19 protein-coding genes are annotated in these 22,154 nt (G+C 52.3%); 12 read left to right on the top strand and 7 right to left on the bottom strand.

Features of this window, described 5'->3' with window-relative positions:
• The first annotated feature begins 89 nt into the window (after nt 1-89).
• Both rnr and rlmB read left to right on the top strand, forming a co-directional pair.
• The gene (gene rnr, locus N8M53_RS11590) at nt 90-2,585 is read left to right on the top strand and encodes a ribonuclease R (RefSeq protein ID WP_269578894.1); all 2,496 of its coding nucleotides are present in this window, start codon (nt 90-92) and stop codon (nt 2,583-2,585) included.
• 3 nt (nt 2,586-2,588) lie between these two features.
• Nucleotides 2,589-3,323 (top strand): 23S rRNA (guanosine(2251)-2'-O)-methyltransferase RlmB, encoded by a 735-nt coding sequence (gene rlmB / locus N8M53_RS11585; RefSeq protein ID WP_269578893.1) that lies wholly within the window; start codon nt 2,589-2,591, stop codon nt 3,321-3,323.
• Between the two features lie 76 nt (nt 3,324-3,399).
• Here rlmB and N8M53_RS11580 read toward each other — a convergent pair whose 3' ends face one another.
• From N8M53_RS11580 to N8M53_RS11570, 3 genes are read right to left on the bottom strand one after another with little or no spacing between them, the layout of a single operon-like run.
• Entirely contained in the window at nt 3,400-6,030 is a 2,631-nt protein-coding gene (locus N8M53_RS11580; protein ID WP_269578892.1) for a glycosyl hydrolase family 18 protein, read from the bottom strand.
• A gap of 9 nt (nt 6,031-6,039) precedes the next feature.
• Nucleotides 6,040-7,212 (bottom strand): lytic polysaccharide monooxygenase, encoded by a 1,173-nt coding sequence (locus N8M53_RS11575; RefSeq protein ID WP_269578891.1) that lies wholly within the window; start codon nt 7,210-7,212, stop codon nt 6,040-6,042.
• Nucleotides 7,213-7,264: 52 nt separating this feature from the next.
• Nucleotides 7,265-10,090 carry a glycosyl hydrolase family 18 protein gene (locus N8M53_RS11570; protein ID WP_269578890.1) on the bottom strand — a complete coding sequence of 942 codons (2,826 nt, stop codon included), beginning with the start codon at nt 10,088-10,090 and terminating at the stop codon, nt 7,265-7,267.
• 599 nt (nt 10,091-10,689) lie between these two features.
• On the opposite strand from N8M53_RS11570, the gene rpsF reads away from it, so the two are divergent.
• The 4 genes from rpsF to rplI are packed head-to-tail and all read left to right on the top strand — an operon-like array spanning nt 10,690 to nt 12,155.
• On the top strand, nt 10,690-11,118 hold the full coding sequence (gene rpsF / locus N8M53_RS11565) for a 30S ribosomal protein S6 (protein WP_069361595.1): 429 nt from the start codon (nt 10,690-10,692) through the stop codon (nt 11,116-11,118).
• 8 nt (nt 11,119-11,126) lie between these two features.
• Nucleotides 11,127-11,429, top strand: coding sequence for a primosomal replication protein N (priB, locus tag N8M53_RS11560; protein WP_077772274.1), 303 nt, complete (start codon nt 11,127-11,129; stop codon nt 11,427-11,429).
• 16 nt (nt 11,430-11,445) lie between these two features.
• On the top strand, nt 11,446-11,673 hold the full coding sequence (rpsR, locus tag N8M53_RS11555; protein WP_069589695.1) for a 30S ribosomal protein S18: 228 nt from the start codon (nt 11,446-11,448) through the stop codon (nt 11,671-11,673).
• A gap of 32 nt (nt 11,674-11,705) precedes the next feature.
• Nucleotides 11,706-12,155, top strand: coding sequence for a 50S ribosomal protein L9 (rplI, locus tag N8M53_RS11550; RefSeq protein WP_046074368.1), 450 nt, complete (start codon nt 11,706-11,708; stop codon nt 12,153-12,155).
• Nucleotides 12,156-12,211: 56 nt separating this feature from the next.
• Here the strand turns inward: rplI and N8M53_RS11545 are convergent, their stop codons facing one another.
• A complete protein-coding gene (locus N8M53_RS11545) occupies nt 12,212-12,958 on the bottom strand; it encodes a DUF481 domain-containing protein (RefSeq protein WP_269578889.1) in 747 nt (248 codons plus the stop codon).
• Between the two features lie 177 nt (nt 12,959-13,135).
• On the opposite strand from N8M53_RS11545, the gene N8M53_RS11540 reads away from it, so the two are divergent.
• Nucleotides 13,136-14,527: a replicative DNA helicase gene (locus N8M53_RS11540; RefSeq protein WP_046074366.1), complete on the top strand. Its 1,392-nt coding sequence runs from the start codon at nt 13,136-13,138 to the stop codon at nt 14,525-14,527.
• Nucleotides 14,517-15,647: an alanine racemase gene (alr, locus tag N8M53_RS11535; protein WP_269578888.1), complete on the top strand. Its 1,131-nt coding sequence runs from the start codon at nt 14,517-14,519 to the stop codon at nt 15,645-15,647. The genes N8M53_RS11540 and alr overlap by 11 nt, the downstream gene beginning before the upstream one ends.
• A gap of 43 nt (nt 15,648-15,690) precedes the next feature.
• Here the strand turns inward: alr and N8M53_RS11530 are convergent, their stop codons facing one another.
• Entirely contained in the window at nt 15,691-16,125 is a 435-nt protein-coding gene (locus tag N8M53_RS11530) for a secondary thiamine-phosphate synthase enzyme YjbQ (RefSeq protein ID WP_269578887.1), read from the bottom strand.
• A gap of 229 nt (nt 16,126-16,354) precedes the next feature.
• Here N8M53_RS11530 and pgi point away from each other — a divergent pair, with 229 nt between their 5' ends.
• Entirely contained in the window at nt 16,355-18,010 is a 1,656-nt protein-coding gene (gene pgi, locus N8M53_RS11525) for a glucose-6-phosphate isomerase (RefSeq protein WP_269580039.1), read from the top strand.
• A gap of 103 nt (nt 18,011-18,113) precedes the next feature.
• Here the strand turns inward: pgi and N8M53_RS11520 are convergent, their stop codons facing one another.
• On the bottom strand, nt 18,114-18,578 hold the full coding sequence (locus tag N8M53_RS11520) for a chemotaxis protein CheX (RefSeq protein WP_046074362.1): 465 nt from the start codon (nt 18,576-18,578) through the stop codon (nt 18,114-18,116).
• A gap of 29 nt (nt 18,579-18,607) precedes the next feature.
• Complete coding sequence (gene zur / locus N8M53_RS11515; protein WP_046074361.1) at nt 18,608-19,051, bottom strand: zinc uptake transcriptional repressor Zur; 444 nt, start codon at nt 19,049-19,051, stop codon at nt 18,608-18,610.
• Nucleotides 19,052-19,333: 282 nt separating this feature from the next.
• Here zur and azu point away from each other — a divergent pair, with 282 nt between their 5' ends.
• The 3 genes from azu (at nt 19,334) to dusA (ending at nt 22,029) form a co-directional block, all read left to right on the top strand.
• Nucleotides 19,334-19,780, top strand: coding sequence for an azurin (gene azu / locus N8M53_RS11510; protein ID WP_046074360.1), 447 nt, complete (start codon nt 19,334-19,336; stop codon nt 19,778-19,780).
• Nucleotides 19,781-19,884: 104 nt separating this feature from the next.
• Nucleotides 19,885-20,817: a glycosyl transferase family 90 gene (locus N8M53_RS11505; RefSeq protein WP_269578886.1), complete on the top strand. Its 933-nt coding sequence runs from the start codon at nt 19,885-19,887 to the stop codon at nt 20,815-20,817.
• Nucleotides 20,818-21,000: 183 nt separating this feature from the next.
• Nucleotides 21,001-22,029, top strand: coding sequence for a tRNA dihydrouridine(20/20a) synthase DusA (gene dusA, locus N8M53_RS11500; protein ID WP_420066589.1), 1,029 nt, complete (start codon nt 21,001-21,003; stop codon nt 22,027-22,029).
• Nucleotides 22,030-22,154 lie beyond the last annotated feature (125 nt).

Here is a 22,154-nt window from a genome sequence, read left to right as displayed (position 1 = left end):
AAACAAAACGTCAAACTGCGATCATCGTGGCGCAATAGCGACAGTTTACAGATATAATGAAATCAACATACGCCAATAGGAAAAGGTCTATGTCGCAAGACACAGGTTCGACAAATAATACCCCTAACAGCCTCGCAGCCGATCCTCACCACGCGCGCGAAGCAGAGAAATATGACAATCCGGTTCCCAGCCGTGAGCATTTGCTGGAAGTTATCCGCAGCTTCAAGGCACCAGTGAGCCGCGATAATCTGTTTTCACACCTTGGCTTAGCCGGTGATGAACAGTATGAAGGGCTACGTCGACGCCTGCGCGCCATGGAGCGTGATGGACAATTGGTGTTTACTCGCCGTCAGTGTTATGCCTTACCCGAGCGATTGGACTTGGTCAAAGGTACCGTGATTGGTCACCGAGATGGCTTTGGCTTTCTGCGCCCAGAAGGCAAAGGCAATCATGATGATTGGATGCTGCCACACCACCAAATGCGCAGCGTGATGCACGGTGATGTGATTTTAGCCCAAGGTGTCGGCACCGATAAACGCGGTCGCAAAGAAGCCCGTGTAGTGCGGGTGCTCGAGGCGCGCCAAGGCCAAATCGTGGGTCGTTACTTTGTTGAAGATGGCATGGGCTTTGTGGTGCCGGATGATAGCCGCCTTGGTCAAGATATTGTGATCGACAAAGAACAAACCCAAGGTGCGCGGATGGGCAATGTGGTGGTGGTCGAGATCATGCAGCGCCCAACCCGCCAAACCAATCCTGTCGGTAAAATTGTCGAAGTGCTGGGCGAGAATATGGCACCCGGTATGGAAATTGAGATTGCACTGCGTACGCACGATATTCCTCATCAATGGCCGGATGCGGTGCTCAAGCAAGTCAAAAGCTTGAGTGAAGAGGTACCAGAAAAAGCCAAAGAAGGCCGCGTCGATCTGCGTGACTTGCCACTGGTAACCATCGATGGTGAAGATGCCCGCGACTTTGATGACGCGGTGTATTGTGAGCGTAAACGCTCGGGCGGCTGGCGCTTGTGGGTGGCGATTGCCGATGTCAGTTACTATGTGCGTCCTGACTCAGCGCTGGATAAAGAAGCGCAAAATCGCGGTAACTCGGTGTACTTCCCTAACCAAGTGGTGCCCATGTTGCCGGAAGTGCTTTCCAATGGCTTATGCTCGCTGAATCCCCAAGTCGACCGCTTGTGTATGGTGTGTGAGATGACGATTTCAGAATCAGGGGCGTTGTCTGGTTACAAACATTACGAAGCGGTGATGAACTCCCACGCGCGTCTGACCTATACCAAGGTGTCCCATATCCTAGAAGGGGACCAAGAGTTGCGTGAGCGCTACCGCTCTCTGGTACCGCACTTAGAAACTTTACACGATATGTACAAGGTACTCAGTGGTGCGCGTCAGCAGCGTGGGGCGATTGAGTTCGAGACGGTGGAAACTCAGTTTATATTCAACGCACAGCGCAAAATTGACCGCATCGTGCCGGTGGAGCGCAACGATGCGCACAAGATCATCGAAGAATGTATGATTTTGGCCAATGTCGCGTCTGCCCGTTTTGTAGAAAAACACAAAGAGCCGGCGCTCTTTCGTGTTCACGAAGCGCCCGGTGAAGAGCGCCTCAGTGGCTTTAAAGATTTCTTAGGCGAGTTAGGTTTGAGCTTAAGTGGTGGCCTAGAGCCGACACCGAAAGACTACGCGGCACTGATGCATCAAGTGCATGGTCGCGCTGACAGTGAACTGATTCAAACCATGCTGCTACGTTCGATGAAGCAAGCGGTCTATCAAGCGGATAACCAAGGCCACTTTGGTTTGGCGCTCAAGCAATACGCGCACTTTACCTCGCCCATCCGTCGTTATCCGGATTTGCTGTTGCACCGTGCGCTTAAATACCTGATTGCCAAGCAAGCGGGCAAAAACCAAGACCGTTGGACACCCACCGGCGGCTATCATTACTCGTTTGATGATATGGACGTGCTGGGTGAACAATGCTCGAAAACAGAGCGACGTGCCGATGATGCCACCCGAGATGTATCGGACTGGCTCAAATGTGAGTACATGCAAGATCACGTTGGCGATGAGCTAGAGGGTGTGATTGCCAATGTCACTGGTTTTGGCTTCTTTGTTCGCCTCAATGAGCTACATATCGATGGCTTGGTCCATATTTCTAACCTCGATAACGATTACTATCGCTTTGATATGGTGGGTCAGCGTCTGGTGGGCGAAGGCTCGGGTCGTGTATTCCGACTCGGCGATCAGGTGACCGTGAAAGTCTTAGCCGTGAACTTGGATGAGCGACAAATTGACTTTGAGCTGGTAGGCTCTGAGCGCAAAGCCCGTCGCCCGGGCAAAACCGCGCGCGATAAACGCAAGAAAGGCCGTGCGGAGTCGAATAAAGACCCGCAAGCCCGTCGTGAGCGAACCTCGGTACGGCAACAGCTCAAACGTGGGGCGGTGCCAAATGTTGAAGCCGATAAGGCGCCTGCAGATAAAAACGGCAAAAAGCGTAAAGTGAAATCGCCTGCGGAAAAAGCGCGTAAGAAAAAGGCGAAGAAACAAAAAGCCAAAGCGGGTCAGAAAAAGAAGTAAATCATGAGTAATGAAGTAATTTACGGTATTCATGCCGTTAAAGCGATTTTAGCGACCGACCCTTCCCGCTTTATCGAAGTGATGGTGTTAAAAGGGCGCCAGGATGAACGTCTGGTACCTGTGCTAAATGAGATTGCGATGCTGGGCGTCAGTATTCAGCAAGTCGGCCGCAAAGCGTTAGACGACAAAACCCAAGGTGCGTCGCACCAAGGGATTGTGGCACGTGTCAAAGCGGGCCGTCAGTATAACGAGAATGACTTGGAGGCGATCCTCGCCAATAGCGAGAACCCCTTGCTGCTGGTGCTTGATGGGGTGACTGATCCCCACAATTTAGGGGCGTGCTTGCGTACCGCGGATGCGGCGGGAGTCAGTGCAGTGATTGTCCCGAAAGACAAATCCGCTCAGCTCAATGCCACGGCGCGAAAAGTCGCCTGTGGCGCGGCTGAAGTCGTGCCTTTAGTGCGTGTCACCAACTTGGCGCGAACCATGCGTGCGCTCAAAGAGCAGGGTGTGTGGTTTGTGGGTACGGCGGGTGAAGCCGATCATGATGTTTACGACACCAAATTGGTCGGGCCGCTAGCCTTAGTGATGGGCGCAGAAGGAGATGGCATGCGCCGTTTGACCCGTGAAACCTGTGATGAACTGATCCGGGTACCAATGGCGGGCAGCGTGTCGAGCTTGAACGTGTCCGTGGCAACTGGCGTCTGTTTGTATGAAGCGGTGCGTCAGCGTCGTTAAGTGCCGCCTCTCTGTCCACTGTTTAAGAAAAACGCCCCAGCTGGGGCGTTTTTTGTTTGGCAGGAAAAGCATCTCGTTACAGTAGTTGCCAGACCGTGGCGCTGCCCGGCTTTTCCCCTTGCGTCCACCACTTGGCTTGGTAGCGTTGGTTGTTATATTCAACTTCATCGCCGCCGGAATAAGCAACGGTCGCTTGCCATTCACTGCTTTGGTTGGCTTGGCTATCCCCGACGCGCTCCCATGGCCCGCCTTGATCTGGGCGCTGGCCTTTTGTCCACCACTTGGCGCGATACTCCACCCCTTGATACAGGACGCGATCGCCGCCGACATACACGGTGTTTTCATCCCACGTTGGCAAGCCGCTGGCCGGTGTCACGGTTACCGTGAATTGCGCTTGCGTGGTTTTGTCGCCATCGTTGACCTCGACCGTGACCACATAGTCGCGATTCTCCGTCACGGTGGGCGCGGTCAGTGTCACCTGATCACCGGTGCCAGCAACGGCCAGATCGCCGGATGCACGGTAGGTGTAGCTGAGTGTATCGCCATCTGGGTCGTTTGCCTCAACCGTCACGCGGGTTTGCTCACCGCTTTTCAGGCTAACAGGGGCGATAGGTGCCACGGTAGGAGCTTGGTTTTCACCCGGTACCACCACCTTAATAGTAGCGTTGGCCTCGGCATTGGCTTGACCATCCGATACCGTCACCGACAGGGAATAGTCGGTGCTGGTGCTCACATCGGGGGCGGTCACGGTGACCGAATCCGTGTCGCTATTAGTCAGGGTCAACGCCGTATCGCCTTGCCAGCGATAGGTCAGGGCGTCGCCATCCCGATCACGCCCATTGGCAGCAATGGTTAACGACGATCCGGGTGCCAGCGTATAGCTTTGCTGCGCAAGGGTGACGGTAGGAGCACTATTGACGGGTGGTTGACCATCCTGTGCTAAGCCCTCGTGCATCGCATTAAGGATATCGCCATTGTCGGCATCGATTTCCCAAGCAAACAAACCGGCGAAGTTGTGGTTGCGTACATACTGGCCTTTAGCTTTGACCGAGCGCTGGTTGTCGTAAGTGACTAGCTTGCCGTTGTCTGGGTTCCAAACGTAGGCCGCTTCAGCTTGCTCATCATAACCGGGTTGGAAGCCATTGATACCGTTCCCCGCGCTGCCGAGCATTGATTTGACGACGCCTTTGTAGTCAATCACGCCCGCTTCCCAAATACCATCAGCGGTGCTGCCTTTGATTGGGCCGTTACCGGGGGCGGTCATCGGGTTGCTAGGATCGGTCGCATTGGCAGGGAAAACGCCTTCCCAGCCACGGCCGTACATCGCGGTACCGATCACCATTTTCTCCGGTGGCACGCCGCTTTCGAGCAGTAATTGCACGCCATTATCGAGGGTGTAGGCAGGGCCTTTACGGGGCTCGCCGTTGTCATCGACGCCAGTACCATCACACTCATCGGCGCTCATATGGCTGCCGCAGTAAATCGCGGTTTGGTGACCGGTGACATTATTCCACGCGCCGAAAAAGTCGTAGGTCATGGCAAAGATGTAATCCATGTACGGTGCGCTGGCGCTGTAATCGACGTTGGCGATTTTGTCATAACCGGCCCCGACGGCCGAGGTGAGTTGGTACTCACGGCCCGTGTCGGCTTCGAGCTCATCCAACATCGCGCGCAGCTCACGCATTAAGGCCGCGTAGGCTTGACTGTCTTTATCTGGATTGCCTAAATCTGGGTTGGCACCGCCACCGCCTGGGTATTCCCAGTCAATGTCGACCCCATCATAGAACTTCCAGGTTTGTAGGAACTCTTTCATCGAGGCAACAAAGACATCACGGTTGGCTTTGTCGGTGAAATCATAGAAGGGGTCTGATAGGGTCCAGCCGCCAACGGATGGGAGAATTTTCAGATCCGGGTAACGCTGCTTGAGCGCCATCATTTGCGCGTAAGTGCCACCAATTGGATCTTTAGCTGGTGTGCCGGGCAGTTTTTTCTGAATCGCTGCCCAAGGGTCATGGATCACCACTTCATAGTCTTTTGAGCCTTGGCAAGCGAGCTCAAGCGCGCGCAAGCTGTTGCCATTTTCGATGTCGCCCAATGACTCATTGGGGCCACAAATGGGGACAAAGCCATATAAGATGTGGGTGAGATTACCCGCGGGCACCTGACTGACATCGAAGTTACGGCCATAAATGCCCCATTCGACAAAGTATGCCCCCACCACGGTATCAGGCTGTTTGGGGTAGTCATTGTTATTGGGGTCGACATTCATCGGCAGTGGGTCAAGATGCACACCGTCGGTGTCTGCGATCACGATGGGTTTGGCGGCACTGGTGGCACACTGGCCATCCACGCCGCCTTCACACAAGGCGAGTTTAAGCTGGTGGCGGCCGCCTTTGTCATAGGGAAAAGTGACAATGCCGGATTTGGTTCCTGCCGGTAAGGTGCCTTGATTGACGACTTGATCGTCAAAGTACACCTTGTAGCTGTCACCGCCATCACCGGACCACGCATTCCATTTAATCTCAATTTGGACTTCATCCACGCGTTGCACCAGATCTTTGTACGATCCGCGGCCATATTCGTCGACTTCAACAAAAGAATAGTTTTGTGGCTTCCAGTCCAAACTTGGGGTTGAGGGGGCCGCCACGGCGTGGCTGGCACCCAGTGCCCCAGCAATCGCCAGAGAGAGTAGGGTCATTGGCTTCATGTTTGCTCCTTATTGTGTCACGCGTTGCCAAACAAGGGCAGCGCCGGGTTGCTCGTTGCGTGTCCACCATTTTGCTTGGTAGATGTTGTCGCCATAGCGCACGCGATCCTTGGCCACATAGACGTCAGATGCATTCCAAGTGGGCAGGTTACTGGTGGGTTCGTCGGTAGCCGGGATCACCGACAGGTTGAAGCTATAGCTATCGTGATGGCTAAAGACTTGGTTTTGCACCACGTCATCGGCATTAAACTGGATCTCACCGTGGCGCATCACCCCGATACGTAAGGGCTCGTTAGCCTGTTGCTCGATAAGGCTGGCCAGTGCGTGTGGCCAATTCGCCACATTTTGGTCCGTCAGGGTGAGTGTGACATCCACGACTTCTTGGCCTTGGCGATTGTGCAAGCGGGCCCGCACGCGATCGCCCAATGCTGCCATTTGTGGATGTGGGACAAAGTAGCCCAGCTCGTGCCATTGGGCGGGTGCGGTCTGACCAGGGGTGATAGTGATGTCGGCACAGTTGTAGAAGCCTTCTCCGGCCGGATCAATACGTTGCCAACGGCTATAGAGAATGGCATCACCTTGACGATCGGCGGGCAGGGTCACGGTCATCTCGTAATACCGGTTGCCGTTATCGCCAACCACAATGGGCAGGTCGCCAAAGGTGTCGATCTTTTCGAGATCGTCCCACGTCAGCGCATCGGTCGCGCCGTTGTAGTCTGGCTTGGTCAGATAAATTTCCCAAAAGCTTGGGTTGTGCGGTGTGGTGGCGCGAAAACGCACGTCAATTTGCCCATTGCCATCTGGGGTGACTTCGGTCCGTTGCCAATCCGGTGAGGGCAAACTGATCCCCGCTTTATTGGGATCACCGGCACCGCATAAGTTGCCATCGGTAACGGCCGCTTTCACCGCATCCATATTGCGATAATCTGCCACCAATTGCGCTGATTCGTGGTGTTGCACAAATGGGTAGTGCCCCGACTCTAAGAACGCAGCGCGACAGGCAGCGTTAGGGATACGTGATCCATCTGAAGGCCACCAATAGCCCCCTTGCTCATGGCAAATCGCTTGGCGTGCTTTGGGGCTTTCTAAATAGCCATGTGCCATCACTTGTGAACTGCTTGCGACCAGCGCAAGGGCCACGGCGCTACGGCAGGAAAACTGTGTGAGCGAAGACTTGAACATAACGACTCCTTAACGGGGGCACGCAGCCCCCGCATTCAAGATCAGAAATGGATTAGAGGCTGCAGACTTTGCGCCAAGCTTGACCACCGGGTGCTGCTTGGGTCCACCATTTGGCTTCCCATACTGCATCTTGGTAGATAAGTTGGTCGCCACCGCTGGCATGGTTGCCACCATTGGGCCAGTTGGGGTAGGTACTCAGGCTCGCGACATCGACGCCGGGACACTGAGTGTCGCCACCACTTTGACCGGTGCTACCGGGTAGCGCAGGCGGAAGGCTTGGATACTCCTGCTTTACCGCATAGCGCTGGCCATCTTTTTCGATGGTGATATTGGTCGGGTTAGTGATCGGCATGTAGTACATCACCTGTGTGTCCAAGGTTTCACCCGGCTTAAAGCTTTGCTCTATACCACCCCATTCGTTGATCAAGGTGATGGCAAAGCGATGATGCGTGGCATCAAACCCGCCGATGTTGTTACCACTGGCATTGCTGCTATCACGCACGACTTCCATGCGCAGCTTTTTCTGGGCGTTCCAGTCAGATTTAAAAATGGCCGAGGTGGAAACCGGCACATCAAAGCTGATGGTGGCGCCCGATAAGTCCAGATCCGAGTGGTTGGTAAAGCGGAACGTGGGGCGGATAGGATAGTTGTCATCGCCCACTGGGAAGTTCAGCGCGTCAAACGTGACATCCACTTGCTCGCTTGGCACTTGGAAGTTGGCGTCGCCACGTTGTAGCGAGTAGTCGCTGCCGGATTGCTTAAAGGTTTGGTACGCCAGCGAGGTCAGGGTGTCACCCATAAAATAGGCTTGACGCTGATCATCATAGCGATAATCCCCCGCCAGCTCCCAGAACATCACCCCGCCTAGGCCTTTGTTGACGACGTAGTCCACTTTCTCGGCCATCGAGGTTTCGTCTTCCATCGACAGGAATACGCGTTTCTCCTCGTTCCAAACCCATGGCGCTTTGGCGATGTCATCGTAGTAACGCTGATAACTACCAGTAAGGCGATCAGTGGGGTCTTGCTCAGGGTCGAGTCCGTATTCCGCCGCATAGGCCGGTAGTTTGCCGTCGAGCAGGTTTTTCACATGCCACAATGGGTTAGACCCTGCAGGCACTTCGTTACCGAGCTCGTCCACATCATGCCAAAGGTTATCTATCCCGACTGCACCGTTGCCGCATTTGTTTTTCTCACCGACACCGGTGCCAGCTGGGCACTCACTTTGGTTTGGCAGTGGCGCGCGTCCCCAAAGACCTTTATCGCCGCCTTGTACGTCTTTAAAGCCGCGGGTGTAATACGGGATACCGATATTGATACGCCCGGGTGACATACCGCCCATAAAGTAGGTTGCTGCCCAGTCGGTATTTAAATAACCAATTCCCTCGAACTCAGGGGTTTGGTAGACATTCCACTGTTTAAGCTCCGAGTCTTCGCCGGTGTCGTACAGCGGCGCTTGATGGCCAACATGATCGTTCCATGCCCCATGTAGGTCATAGCTCATGATGTTGACGTAATCTAAGTATTGGGTGGTTTGGAAGGTTTCCATCCCGCGCAATAAGTAACCCGACGACGGTGCGGCAATGGTCAGCATATAGTGCTTGCCATCTTGTGCACTGGCTTTATCGAGCGCTTCACGCAGCGACTTCATCAGCACTTGATAGGATTTATTCAAGTGTGCTCGACGTGGGTTGGAGTAACCGAAATCGTCAGGGTGGCCAGAGTCTTTCATTGACGATGGGTATTCATAATCAATGTCGAGACCATCAAAGCCATACTGGCGCAAGAAGGCGACGGCACTGTCGGTGAAAGCTTCAATGCCAGCTTGGTTGACGCTGCCATCGGCATTGGTGGTCATAGTGTAGAAACCGCCACTGTCGATGCGCTCGCCGTTTTCACCGAAGTAACCCCCGGTTTCGGCCCAGCCACCTACGGAGATCAGCGTTTTCACGTCGGGGTGCTGCTTCTTATACTTGTTGAGCAAGTTAAAGTGGCCTTTGTACGGCAGGGTTGGATCCATTTCTGCGCCGGCCACGCCCGGCCAGGTCATTTGGGTCGCTGGGTTATCGGGGGCGTTGGGATCGCCAATAGACAGTTGGTTGTCCGCGTTGACGTGGGCAAAGGCGTAGTTAATGTGGGTGATCTTTTCCCAAGGAATATCGTTGACTAAGTAAGCTGGCTGGCCGTTGGCGCCGTTTCGCCAGCTGGTGAAATAGCCAATGACACGGCGAGGGTGATCGGTGCCCATGTCTTCAAGGCCGTTCTCGTCATACACCGAGCAATACGGCACGTCGACATCGGGGGTGGTGTATAAACCAGCAGGGCGACAGGCATACTCATCGCCGCCGGTTTGATCATCCCCCACCACCTGCTGCAATGTTTGGGTATCGGTCGCGTCTTTGTCGTCGGTCACGGTGAGACTAAACGTAAAGCGCCCCGTTTGTTCGGCTTGCCAGTCAATGGTGGTCGCTTCTGCACCTTCATATAAGACAGTGTCGCCTTGTGAGAGTACGAATGAGGTCACCGTGCCATCCGTGTCGGTTCCGGCGAGGGTGAAGGTGAGTGTGTCGCCAACCTTAACGGGTCCAGACGGGGAGACGGTTAAGGTTGCGGTAGGGGCTTGGTTGACGCTGCCCGCGCACTGGCCGAGGATTTTCCACGCTTTCCATTCGCCAGACTGAGTCGCAGGATCGGATTGCGTCCACCACCTTGCTTCATAGGCGGTATTGTCCGCTTTGACTTGATCCCCTGAGGTATAGGTATTTCCGTCCTGCCAAGCGGGCAATGGCTGGCAATCAACCGCAGCATGCACGCTGGGGCTACTTAACGCGAGTCCCGCCAAACCTAGCGCGACGGCACGTGATGGCGTCATCAGTTTCATATTTTGCTCCCAAAATTTTTGAAGCGAATTTCATCAATGCAGTCAGTGATTGATGAGTCCTTTCCCTACGCTTTTTGCAGTAAAAAACTGACTTTCAGGTCAAGCCTAGGCAATAAAACCGTTATGTTGGGCAATTGATGCCAAGAAATGGAGGCGGAAATGCAATAATTTGAGCGCGGGTTCAGAAATTAATTATCATTGAAAAATAAGTACATCGGTAGCGTGATGTCGGTTGAAAGTTAAACAAACTTGACAGTTTGCAGGCTTGATTTCTTGATTTGTTTGCGATCTGTCAAGTTTTTGCGGCCAACGTCACGAAGAGATGTTATCAGTATGTTGTTTTGAGCGAATTAACTAGTGTGCCGATTTCATGCTGTAGGTGGTGAGAAGTTGTGGGTGATGAGAATAAAGAGCGTTAGTTGACGAGAGCGACAAACGGTGGTGGAAGACGGGCAAATTAAGAGAAAATCTGTTTGCTTATGTCGCTGCAATTCTGTACTATCTCGCGCCTGATTCTCGGTCTTTTACTTTTCGTTCCTTGCTTCCGCTGGACGACCGAGCCAATTGTGGAAGCTGATTAATCCGTAAGGAGCAACTCAATGCGTCATTACGAAATCGTATTCATGGTGCACCCTGATCAAAGCGAGCAAGTTGCTGGCATGATCGAGCGTTACACTGCGTCTATCAAAGATGCAGGCGGTCAAATCCACCGTCTAGAAGACTGGGGCCGTCGTCAACTGGCTTACCCAATCAACAAGCTGCACAAAGCACACTACGTTCTTATGAACGTGGAAGCTGAGCAGGCTGTGATTGATGAGCTGGAAAGCATGTTCCGCTTCAACGACGCGGTGATCCGTAACATGATCATGCGTACCAAAGACGCTATCACTGAGCCATCTGTGATGATGAAGGCTAAAGAAGAGCGTACTGCTAAGCGTGAAGATCGCCCTGAGCGCGAAGAGCGTGCAGAAGCGAAACCAGAAGCAAAAGCTGAAGCGCAAGCTGAAGGCGAAAACGCAGCTGAGTAATTGCTGTGATGACCAATCGGTTGGAGCTTGCTGGTGTCATCAGTAAAGGTCCGGTCCGTCGCCAAAGCCCTGCTGGAATTCCGCACTGTCACTTTGTGCTAGAGCATCGTTCCACGCAGGTTGAAGCTGACCTACCTCGACAAGTGTTTTGTCGCTTATCAGTGGTAGCCAGCGGGCAAGTGTCAACACAACAAACGCAAAATTTAGCTTTAGGCAGCCATATCAAGGTAAGCGGGTTTCTCGCCTACCAGACCAGCCGACAAGGCGAGGGAAAATTGGTATTGCACGCCGACAACATCATAGACATTTAGATCAGGAGATAAGCCCATGGCACGTTTCTTCCGTCGTCGTAAATTCTGCCGTTTCACTGCAGAAGGCGTACAAGAGATCGACTACAAAGATGTAGCGACTCTAAAAAACTACATTACCGAATCAGGTAAAATCGTACCTAGCCGTATCACTGGTACTCGTGCTAAGTATCAGCGTCAACTGGCTCGTGCTATCAAGCGCGCTCGTTACCTGGCCCTGCTGCCGTACACTGACAAGCATCAGTAATCGGAACTGTCCAAGTTAGAGAGGATTGAAGAATGCAAGTTATTCTACTTGATAAAATCGGTAACCTGGGTGGCCTAGGTGATCAGGTAACTGTTAAATCTGGTTATGCGCGTAACTTCCTTATCCCTCAGGGTAAAGCAGTTATGGCAACCAAAGCCAACATCGAACATTTTGAAGCACGTCGTGCTGAGCTAGAAGCAAAAGTTGCTGAGCAACTGGCCGCTGCTCAAGCGCGTGCAGAGAAAGTTGAAGCACTAGAAGCGGTTGAAATCGCTTCTAAAGCGGGTGATGAAGGTAAACTGTTTGGTTCTATCGGTACCCGTGACATCGCTGATGCTGTGACTGCAGCCGGCGTTGAAATTGCGAAAAACGAAGTTCGTCTTCCAGAGGGCGCACTGCGTCACACTGGCGAGTACGAAATCAGCGTTCAGCTGCACTATGACGTGTTCGCAACTGTAAAAGTTAACGTTGTTGCTGCGTAATTGCGCATCAATACGTTGTAAAAAACCAGCCTTCGGGCTGGTTTTTTTTTCGTCTTTTATAGCCACTGATAACGAAGACCGAGTGTGAGCACGCTATCGTGATTTTTGAGCCCTGGTGGTACATCCGTCATATAGTTGTGTTTACTGGTTATCTTTATCGAAAGCTTCTCGGTAATGGTGGAAGCCAGAGTGACGGCGCCTTCCACGCTGGTATTACTGCCACCTGATATCACTATGCTTCTCCCCTCTAAGCTAACACTGTCGACCAGTTGCCATTCTCCTTTGGCCTGTGCCCGAATCACTGGCTCGCGAACCGAGTACGGCATGATGAGATCATCATCGTCGATTTCATCAAGGTTGGGGCGCTGGTAGCGATACCCTGGCCCCACTTCCGTGCTGAGTTGGAATGTGTCACTTTGCCTCCATTGGTGGCCAAGCCCTGTGGCCAACATAAAGTCATCATAGTAAGGACCATAGCGATCTGCGACATAGGTAGCGTTCAGTAAGACATAGCTACGCGCGCTAATACCACGGTTTGCTTGGGTTTCTAATTCTGTTTTACGTTTATCTTCCTCACCATCTTTTTCCACTTGTAGCACGCTCGCGCTGGCTTGATAACGTGTTTGTTCGCCATCATATTGACCATTTACTTCCCCGTTGACTGTTTGTGAATCGGCATTGCCGCTTAACTGTTGCAGCCCTAGAGACAAATCACTTTGCCAAGGGGACGGCGTGGCCTCCGTTGCGTTGCACAAAGGGATATATAATGTGGACATCACAAGGAAGAGAGACAGCACTTTCATCGTGAATCACCTGTTGACAATATCGCGCCTTATCCTAGGTGCATGGGCTCCCTCAGCCGTCAAATTTCCGTTAAAATCGCGGCGACTTCTTCAGCGTTGGGAAAAAAATGCTGCGTGGGGCAGCGTCTTGCGAGGACAGCGGGTATAATGACCCCCAGTAGCAATAGGTGAGTTTTTATGGCAGACAATCGTAAACCCGCAAAAGATCAGCAAGTCGCTAACCTTAAAGTGCCCCCACATTCCATCGAAGCCGAGCAGTCTGTGCTGGGTGGCTTGATGTTGGATAACGAGCGCTGGGATGCGGTTGCGGAAAAAGTGGTTGGCCATGACTTTTACAGCCGTCCGCATCGATTGATTTATGAGTCTACCAAGTCTTTGCTCGATGAAGGCAAGCCACTGGACTTGATCACCCTGTCTGAGCATTTAGAAAAAGGCGGACATTTGGATGATGTCGGTGGGTTTGCCTATCTCGCAGAGTTGGCGAAAAACACGCCAAGCGCAGCGAATATTGTCGCTTATGCGGACATTGTCCGCGAACGTGCTATGGTTCGTAACCTGATTGGGGTTGCCAATGAAATTGCGGACGCCGGCTATGATACTCAAGGGCGTACGTCAGAAGATCTGCTCGATATGGCAGAGAGCAAGGTGTTTGCGATTGCCGAGTCACGCACCAGCGAGACAGAAGGGCCGCAGCATATTGATTCTGTGCTCAGCAAAACCCTTGAGCGTATCGAAGAGCTCTTTAAAACTCCGCAAGATGGAGTTACTGGGGTTTCGACCGGTTTTACCGACCTCAATAAAAAAACGGCAGGTTTGCAACCGTCCGACTTAGTGATCGTTGCCGCGCGCCCCTCGATGGGTAAAACCACCTTTGCGATGAACCTGTGTGAAAACGCAGCGATGGATCAAGAAAAGCCGGTACTCATTTTCTCGCTCGAGATGCCAGCGGAACAGCTGATGATGCGTATGTTGGCCTCGCTATCACGGGTCGACCAAACCAAGATCCGAACCGGCCAGCTTGATGATGAAGACTGGGCGCGTATTTCCTCATCGATGGGGATCTTGATGCAGAAAAAGAATATGTACATCGATGACAGCTCCGGCCTGACGCCCACCGATGTGCGCTCGCGAGCGCGTCGAGTCGCGCGTGAGCATGGAGGAGTGAGCATGATCATGGTCGACTACCTGCAGCTGATGCGAGTGCCTGGTTTACAAGAAAACCGAACCCTTGAAATTGCCGAAATTTCCCGCTCGCTCAAAGCGCTCGCCAAAGAGCTGAACGTGCCAGTGGTGGCGCTATCACAGCTCAACCGTTCGTTGGAGCAGCGCGCAGACAAACGCCCGGTGAACTCCGACTTGCGTGAATCGGGCGCCATTGAGCAGGATGCTGACTTGATCATGTTTATTTACCGTGACGAAGTCTATAACCCGGAAAGTGCGATGAAAGGGATTGCAGAAATCCTGATTGGTAAGCAGCGTAACGGCCCGATTGGCTCGGTGCGACTGACGTTCCAAGGCCAGTATTCGCGATTTGATAATTATGCAGGACCGGCGTTTGATGACGAGTAATCCTTTTATCATGACCAATGCGGCCAAAGCCGTTATCGATCCGGAGGCGATGGTACACAACATCCAGGTGATGCGTCGCCAAGCCCCCCACAGCAACGTCATGACAGTGGTTAAATCTGATGGTTACGGGCATGGTTTGGTCTCAGTGGCCACCACCCTTGCGCCATATAGCGATGCTTTTGGGGTGGCGCGGATTGAAGAAGCATTGACGTTACGTCAGGCTGGTATCAACTTGCCTATTGTCTTGCTGGAAGGCTTCTATGAAGCTGACGAGCTCCCGCTATTGGTTGAACACCAGCTGACCGCCACTGTGCACTGTGACGAACAAGTCACCATGTTGACTCACGCGGCACTGAGTGAGCCTTTACCCGTGTGGCTTAAAGTCGACTCAGGCATGCACCGCTTAGGTTTTCAGCCTGAGCAAGTGCCCGAAGCACTCGCCGCCCTGAAAGCCTGTGACAACGTGGCGCCAGACATCGGCTTTCTCAGTCATTTTGGTTGTGCCGATGAAATGGATAACCCCATTACGCAAGCGCAAATAGACACTTTTACAAAGGTGACGGAAGGGCTGCCTGGTGAACGCTCACTGGCGGCGTCGTCGGGAACCTTGTTTTGGCCGCAAAGTCATTTTGATTGGGTGCGCCCCGGCATTTGCCTATATGGCATTTCGTCGCGGATTGAACTGACGGGTGAACAGCTGGGCTTGAAACCGGCGATGCGCTTAACGTCACGTGTTATGGCCGTTCGTAAGCTAAAAGCTGGGGAGCCCGTGGGATATGGCGCTCGGTGGCGAACTGAGCGCGATACCCTGATTGGTGTGATAGCCATCGGGTATGGCGATGGCTATCCACGGCTGGCGCCTGATGGCACGCCAGTGTGGTTGAATGGCCGCGAAGTGCCGCTCGCTGGGCGGGTATCGATGGATATGATCACCGTTGATCTGGGTCCAGATGCGACCGATAAAGTGGGTGACGAAGCGGTATTGTGGGGGCCAGAGCTACCGGTCGAACGTATTGCACGTCTCGTTGACACCATCGGCTATGAGCTCGTATGCCAAGTGACGGGGCGCGTACCGCGCCAATACCTGACCATCAACTCTGACCAACGGGCAGCGGGATAGCCTCGCGCCATCCGTTAATTTTCAAGCCTGTTTGCCGGTGGCATCAGACGTTGGCTTGTGGCGCGCCTTGCAGGGTCACTACCAAGGTACGCATGCCGCCTGCATCGCGATGCTCGCCCAGATAAATCCCTTGCCACGTACCGAGGTTCAACCGACCTTGGCTGATGGGCACCGTGACGCTTGCGCCTAACAATGATGCTTTAATGTGCGCTGGCATGTCATCGTCCCCTTCGTAGGTGTGGCGATAATAAGGCGCGCGCTCAGGCACTGCGTGATTAAAGTGCGCCTCCATATCTTGGCGCACGGTCGGGTCGGCGTTTTCATTGAGGGTTAAGCTCGCTGAGGTGTGCTTGATAAACACCTGCACCATACCCATTTCCACATCGTTCAGCATAGGCAGTGCATTAACGATTTCGTCGGTGACCAGGTGAAAGCCGCGCGGCCGGGCACGCAGACGAATCTCAGTTTGATACCACATAAGCAATCCTTGTTGTGATCTTTATCGTATGCTGTTGGCTCACAGGCGATCCAACTATTCTATGATTGATCGCAACCTACTCACAGCGATTAGATGTGAGAATCGAGCCATGATTATGTAATATTACACCAATGACCGCTGCGTACAGCGTGGTGGTGCTGACGTTATACAGGATCCTTGCCTGCTGTGATACCCACAGCAGCACTCACAACGCGATTTGGATGACATGATGCTAAAGACAACGAATCCCACTCAGACCGTGGCGTGGCAATCACTGACCGCCCATTTTGAAGAAGCGCAGGACTACACACTGGCTGATCTGTTTGCTGATAACCCAGAGCGATTTGCCCACTTCTCAACGCAATTCGAAGACAGCATTTTGTTGGATTATTCCAAAAACCTGATCAGTGAAGAAACGCTGACCAAGTTATTGGCACTCGCCGACGAAACCGGGGTGGCTGAAGCGATTGAGTCAATGTTTAGCGGTGAGAAAATCAACCGTACAGAAGATCGCGCGGTTCTCCACACAGCACTACGTAATCGCAGTAACACGCCTGTGATGGTTGACGGCGAAGATGTGATGCCTAAGGTCAACGCGGTATTGGCACAGATGCAGTCTTTTTCCGATCGCGTAATCAGTGGCGAATGGAAAGGTTATACCGGCAAAGCGATCACCGACGTGGTGAATATTGGTATCGGGGGGTCAGATTTGGGTCCTTATATGGTGACTGAAGCACTCGCCCCTTATAAGAACCACCTCAACCTGCACTTTGTGTCTAACGTCGATGGCACCCATATGGCCGAGACGTTAAAAGCCCTTAACCCGGAAACCACCTTGTTCTTGGTGGCGTCAAAAACCTTTACCACCCAAGAAACCATGACCAATGCGCACACAGCGCGTGACTGGTTTATGAACGCAGCAGGCGATGAGAGCCAAGTGGCGAAGCATTTTGCCGCGCTTTCAACGAATGCCGATGCCGTGGCGAACTTTGGTATTGATACCGCCAACATGTTCGAGTTTTGGGATTGGGTTGGCGGCCGCTACTCACTGTGGTCAGCGATTGGTCTTTCTATCTGTTTAGGCGTGGGTTACGACAACTTTGTCGCGCTGCTTGATGGCGCGCACCAAATGGACAACCACTTCAAAACCGCACCGATGGCGCAAAATATGCCGGTGTTATTGGCTTTGATTGGCCTTTGGTACAATAACTTCCACGGTGCGGAATCAGAAGCGATTTTACCGTATGACCAATACATGCACCGTTTTGCTGCCTACTTCCAGCAAGGCAATATGGAATCAAACGGTAAGTATGTCGACCGCAACGGTAACCCTGTTGACTACCAAACCGGTCCAATCATTTGGGGTGAACCAGGCACCAATGGCCAGCACGCTTTCTATCAGCTGATTCACCAGGGCACCAAGTTGATCCCATGTGACTTTATTGCACCGGTACATAGTCACAACGCGATTGGTGATCATCACGCCAAATTGATGGCGAACTTCTTCGCCCAGACGGAAGCGCTAGCCTTTGGTAAGAGCCGTGAGCAAGTTAAAGCCGAGCTGACGCAAGCGGGCAAATCGGCGGAAGACGTGGCTGCGATTGCGCCATTTAAAGTGTTTGAAGGCAACCGCCCAACCAACTCGATTTTGGTGGAGAAAATTACCCCTTATACACTCGGCGCGCTGATTGCGATGTACGAACACAAAATCTTCACCCAGGGTGTGATTTGGAATATCTTCAGCTTTGATCAGTGGGGTGTTGAGCTGGGTAAACAGCTGGCAAGTAACATCCTGCCAGAGCTTAGTGATGCACAACAGGTTGAGAGCCACGATAGCTCAACCAATGGCCTGATCAACGCGTTTAAGCAGTGGCGCCAAGCATAAGTTAAGTGGAGCCACGATTGAGAACGTCAAACGCCGCGAGAGTAATCGCGGCGTTTTTTTATTTTGTTTGGGTTAACCACTCGAGTGAACGGGGGATGCCTGACTAGTGGTCGAAACAGATTTCGATAAAGGCGGTGCCGTGCGGGGATTTAAATGGCATGATGATCACAGGCCCATCACTTTTGTGGTTGATGGTATGGCCTTTGCCGGATACCACCACTGGCGTTGCCATTTCAAACTCGAAGCCTTTTTCTGACAAAATACGCTTCGCGCCACCTGTCACCATATTGGTGATCTCACCGACCATATCCGTCACTTCTTCATCAATCGACTCGGATCGCTCTCCGAGCATGCGTTGCATGATTTCAAGCGCCATGTCCTCATCAAAGGTGACGGAAAAGGAGCCTTTAGTCTGTGGGCCGACCATGCCAATTAATCCAGAAACGTCCCCTTTGGCGATCTCTGACTTCTTCAAGTGAGGCTTCTCAGGCTGGATTTCCAGCTGTGCCATGGTCTGTAGCACATTGATCAGTGAAGTAAGAAACGGGTTGACGAATTGTGCTTCCATAAAGAATGTCCGTCCTAATCAATTCAGTATTAGTGAGCTAGGCATTGTGCGCAGGTTCCGTGAGTTTCAATCACATGGTGTTGAACCTCAAACCCCATCGTTTGCGCTTTTTCACGCAATGCCTCAGAAAGCTCCTCAGTGTGACACTCTTCCACGGTGCCGCATTGATCACAGATGAGCAGTTGGGAGCAGTGCCCCTGGTGGCCAAGATGGCAACAAGCGATATAGCTATTGGTTGACTCCACCTTATGCACAAACCCCTGCGCTAACAGAAAGTCTAGCGCACGATAAACCGTTGGTGGTTTGGCTTGTGGCTCTGTTTCACGCAGCTCGTCTAGCAGCTCATAGGCGGTGATCGCACGTGAATAGTTGGCGATAATCTCGTAAACGCGCGTCCGCTGCGGCGTTAATCGCACGCCGCGTTGCTCGCAAAGCTGCTGTGCGCGGTGCAGTAACCCAGTGGTGTTGGTCATAGCGCCTCAAAGTGCTAACAGTCAGTCAGTTATCTTACCATAGCTGTATAACATCGCACCCCACCTATCGTCATCCTATGCGCTTTGCCACAAGTGTAAATAGGTAGTCCAATATCACTTGATCGCGATCAGTTACCTTACAGTAATGATAGAAGTAAAAATAAAAACCAATCAGTCGATTTTTGAATCGGCTAACTGTTTTGCGCTGTCATGTCAGTATGATGACAGCGTGCCACAGGCATTAAAAACATACCTTTACATCCATAATAGGAGTATGTACCGATGAAAAAACTGTTAGCCCTCGCCGCCCTGGCGTTCGCGTCTGTTTCAACGCAAGCGGCTGCCAATGAGTGTGAGTTAACTGTCACCACCGGCGATAAAATGGCCTACGATCAGTCATCGTTGTCCGTACCAGCAAGCTGCAGCGAAGTCACGCTAACGCTTGAGCATCAAGGCTCAATGCCTGTGACCTCTATGGGCCACAACTGGGTGCTGTCGGAAACGTCTAACCTGCAAGACATCGCCATGAAAGGCGCCGGTGCAGGGGCTGATAACGACTATCTGCCACAAGGCGACGATCGTATTTTGGCACACACTAAGTTGATTGGCGGCGGCGAAAGCACCACCATCACCTTCTCAACTGAAGGCTTGCAAGGCAAAGACTTAACTTATTTCTGCTCTTTCCCAGGCCACTGGACTGTAATGAAAGGCAAATTCACCATCGAATAAGTCTTGTCGCGAGAGAGCACCTTGTTCGGCTCTCTCGCTTGTTTCACTCCCTCGTCATCTTGCTCAACTAGGCTTTCCTATACATGGATTGACGGAGCAAGGGTGTGAGTAAACTCCGCTACTATAGTTATAACTTGGCACTCAATGCTATTCCTAATGATTGGTATCGCACATGGATGTGCCGGCAACTGTTGCCCATTTATCAGCAGCACAAATCTGATATTGACCAACGTGTCAGTTATTACAACCGTTTGAATGCGCCATTTTGTTTATCTGAGCAATACTGTGATCACCAGACGGGCCGTGTGAGACAAGATAAAGGGTCGGTGTACTTTTTAGATATATTGCGAGTGATGCGCTGGTTCCCAAATGGCTTGTTTCTTCACTACTTAGGCGGCGATGTAACGCAACCACCATTTACGCCTGCATTTGTAAAAAGCCGCCCCATTCATGGCGACAACCAAAACGCCGTACTACTCAAGCTCAATGCAGTGCGTCATTTTCAATTTATCGATGATCCCGTACCGTTTACGCAAAAACGCGATAGTGCGGTATGGCGCGGACGCTGTTTCAATCACAAGCGCCACCAGCTTCTTCAGCGCTTTTACACGCACCCAACCATTGATGTTGGGGATACACGCCCAGCGAGTGATAATGACCAAGCCTATCGAAAAGCCCCGCTGACACCGCAAGCGCAGCTACAGCATAAGTTTATTCTCAGTGTGGAAGGGAAAGACGTTGCCACCAACTTAAAATGGATCATGTCCTCTAACTCGCTTTGCTTGTCACCCCCAATGGAATATGAAACTTGGTTTATGGAGGGCCAATTAATCCCTGGAGTCCACTATGCCGAGGTCAACGCAGATTTTTCCAACCTAGAGGTAGTCATCGACTACTACCTCACTCATCCGCATGAAGCACAAGCGATCATCAACAATGCTCACCAATGGGTAAACCAATTTCGCGACCGACAAAAAGAGGCGGTGATCAGCTACTTGGCGGCAGAGAAATACTTTCGGCTCTCACAGCAGCTATAGGAGCATAGGGGCTGGTTTGGTTTAAACGATCATAACGGCTGCCATACTGTTAGCTTGTGCTTTTCTTCTGCCTCGCGGTCAGGCGGGATGGTTCTGCTTAAATCTTACCGGTGCAATGTGTATAATCCGCGTCCGCCTGTCGAAAACGACCGTCGTTCAACGTAATTGCAGAGATTCGAGACCATGACTAACCCCAGCAAAACCGCCGCCAGCCCTGATGTGACGCCAAAAACGGTGATGCAGCGTTTCTCTGTTGCGCCCATGCTCGATTGGACCGATCGCCACTGCCGTTATTTTCATCGTTTATTATCAGAACACACGTTGCTGTTTACCGAGATGGTGACCACAGGCGCGATCATTCATGGTAAGGCGGATTACCTTGCCTATAACGAGCAGGAGCATCCGGTGGCGTTGCAGCTGGGGGGATCGGATCCGGCGGATTTGGCAACGTGCGCCAAGCTGGCGGCCGAGCGTGGCTATGATGAAATTAACCTAAACGTAGGTTGCCCGTCGGATCGGGTGCAAAACGGGCGTTTTGGTGCTTGCTTAATGGCTGAACCTGAGCTGGTGGCGCAGTGTGTGGCCGCGATGCGCGAAGTGACCGAGGTGCCTATTACGGTGAAAACCCGCATTGGTATTGATGAGCAAGATAGCTACGAATTTTTGACTGACTTTGTGGGTATTGTGAGTGAAAAGAGTGGCTGCGATATGTTTACGGTTCACGCGCGCAAGGCGTGGTTGAAAGGCCTGAGCCCTAAAGAAAATCGTGAAATTCCGCCGCTGGATTATCCGCGTGTTTACCAGCTTAAAAAAGATTTTCCGCACCTGACGCTTGCTATCAATGGTGGCGTGAAAAGCCTTGAGGAGGCGGAACAGCACCTTGCGCATCTTGATGGCGTGATGGTCGGCCGCCAAGCCTATCAGAGCCCGTTTATGTTAGCCGAGGTCGATCAGCGTTTATTTGGCAAGACAACCCCTCGCATTACACGTCGCCAAGCAGTCGAGGCGATGTTCCCATACATCGAACAGCAGCTCACTCAAGGGGCGCAACTCAATCATATTAGTCGCCATATGTTAGGTCTGTTCCAAAATATGCCAGGCGCGCGGCAATGGCGCCGCTATATCAGCGAGAATGCGCACAAGCCGGGCGCGGGGGTCGAGGTACTGACCACTGCAATGAGCCATATCCCTGAGCAATGGCTTGATGCCTGAACCGGTTAAAAGCACCAATTATTGGTGAAAATATAACCGCGCCCTCATTGAAACCGGAAGTCAGCGCCGTAATCTATTGAATTAATGAGTAATTATCGAGTGACAAATTGGCCTAAAACCTGCAA

Source organism: Salinivibrio kushneri (genome assembly GCF_027286325.1).
Lineage (GTDB): Bacteria > Pseudomonadota > Gammaproteobacteria > Enterobacterales > Vibrionaceae > Salinivibrio > Salinivibrio kushneri_A.
Note: the sequence above shows the minus strand (reverse complement) of the source record. Positions and strands in the feature narration are given on the sequence as shown.

What these genes read in the sequence shown, in the direction of transcription:
- rnr (WP_269578894.1), top strand. Translation starts at nt 90, where the DNA reads ATGTCGCAAGACACAGGTTCGACAAATAATACCCCTAACAGCCTCGCA.
- rlmB (WP_269578893.1), top strand. Translation starts at nt 2,589, where the DNA reads ATGAGTAATGAAGTAATTTACGGTATTCATGCCGTTAAAGCGATTTTA.
- N8M53_RS11580 (WP_269578892.1), bottom strand. Translation starts at nt 6,030, where the DNA reads ATGAAGCCAATGACCCTACTCTCTCTGGCGATTGCTGGGGCACTGGGT.
- N8M53_RS11575 (WP_269578891.1), bottom strand. Translation starts at nt 7,212, where the DNA reads ATGTTCAAGTCTTCGCTCACACAGTTTTCCTGCCGTAGCGCCGTGGCC.
- N8M53_RS11570 (WP_269578890.1), bottom strand. Translation starts at nt 10,090, where the DNA reads ATGAAACTGATGACGCCATCACGTGCCGTCGCGCTAGGTTTGGCGGGA.
- rpsF (WP_069361595.1), top strand. Translation starts at nt 10,690, where the DNA reads ATGCGTCATTACGAAATCGTATTCATGGTGCACCCTGATCAAAGCGAG.
- priB (WP_077772274.1), top strand. Translation starts at nt 11,127, where the DNA reads ATGACCAATCGGTTGGAGCTTGCTGGTGTCATCAGTAAAGGTCCGGTC.
- rpsR (WP_069589695.1), top strand. Translation starts at nt 11,446, where the DNA reads ATGGCACGTTTCTTCCGTCGTCGTAAATTCTGCCGTTTCACTGCAGAA.
- rplI (WP_046074368.1), top strand. Translation starts at nt 11,706, where the DNA reads ATGCAAGTTATTCTACTTGATAAAATCGGTAACCTGGGTGGCCTAGGT.
- N8M53_RS11545 (WP_269578889.1), bottom strand. Translation starts at nt 12,958, where the DNA reads ATGAAAGTGCTGTCTCTCTTCCTTGTGATGTCCACATTATATATCCCT.
- N8M53_RS11540 (WP_046074366.1), top strand. Translation starts at nt 13,136, where the DNA reads ATGGCAGACAATCGTAAACCCGCAAAAGATCAGCAAGTCGCTAACCTT.
- alr (WP_269578888.1), top strand. Translation starts at nt 14,517, where the DNA reads ATGACGAGTAATCCTTTTATCATGACCAATGCGGCCAAAGCCGTTATC.
- N8M53_RS11530 (WP_269578887.1), bottom strand. Translation starts at nt 16,125, where the DNA reads ATGTGGTATCAAACTGAGATTCGTCTGCGTGCCCGGCCGCGCGGCTTT.
- pgi (WP_269580039.1), top strand. Translation starts at nt 16,355, where the DNA reads ATGCTAAAGACAACGAATCCCACTCAGACCGTGGCGTGGCAATCACTG.
- N8M53_RS11520 (WP_046074362.1), bottom strand. Translation starts at nt 18,578, where the DNA reads ATGGAAGCACAATTCGTCAACCCGTTTCTTACTTCACTGATCAATGTG.
- zur (WP_046074361.1), bottom strand. Translation starts at nt 19,051, where the DNA reads ATGACCAACACCACTGGGTTACTGCACCGCGCACAGCAGCTTTGCGAG.
- azu (WP_046074360.1), top strand. Translation starts at nt 19,334, where the DNA reads ATGAAAAAACTGTTAGCCCTCGCCGCCCTGGCGTTCGCGTCTGTTTCA.
- dusA (WP_420066589.1), top strand. Translation starts at nt 21,001, where the DNA reads ATGACTAACCCCAGCAAAACCGCCGCCAGCCCTGATGTGACGCCAAAA.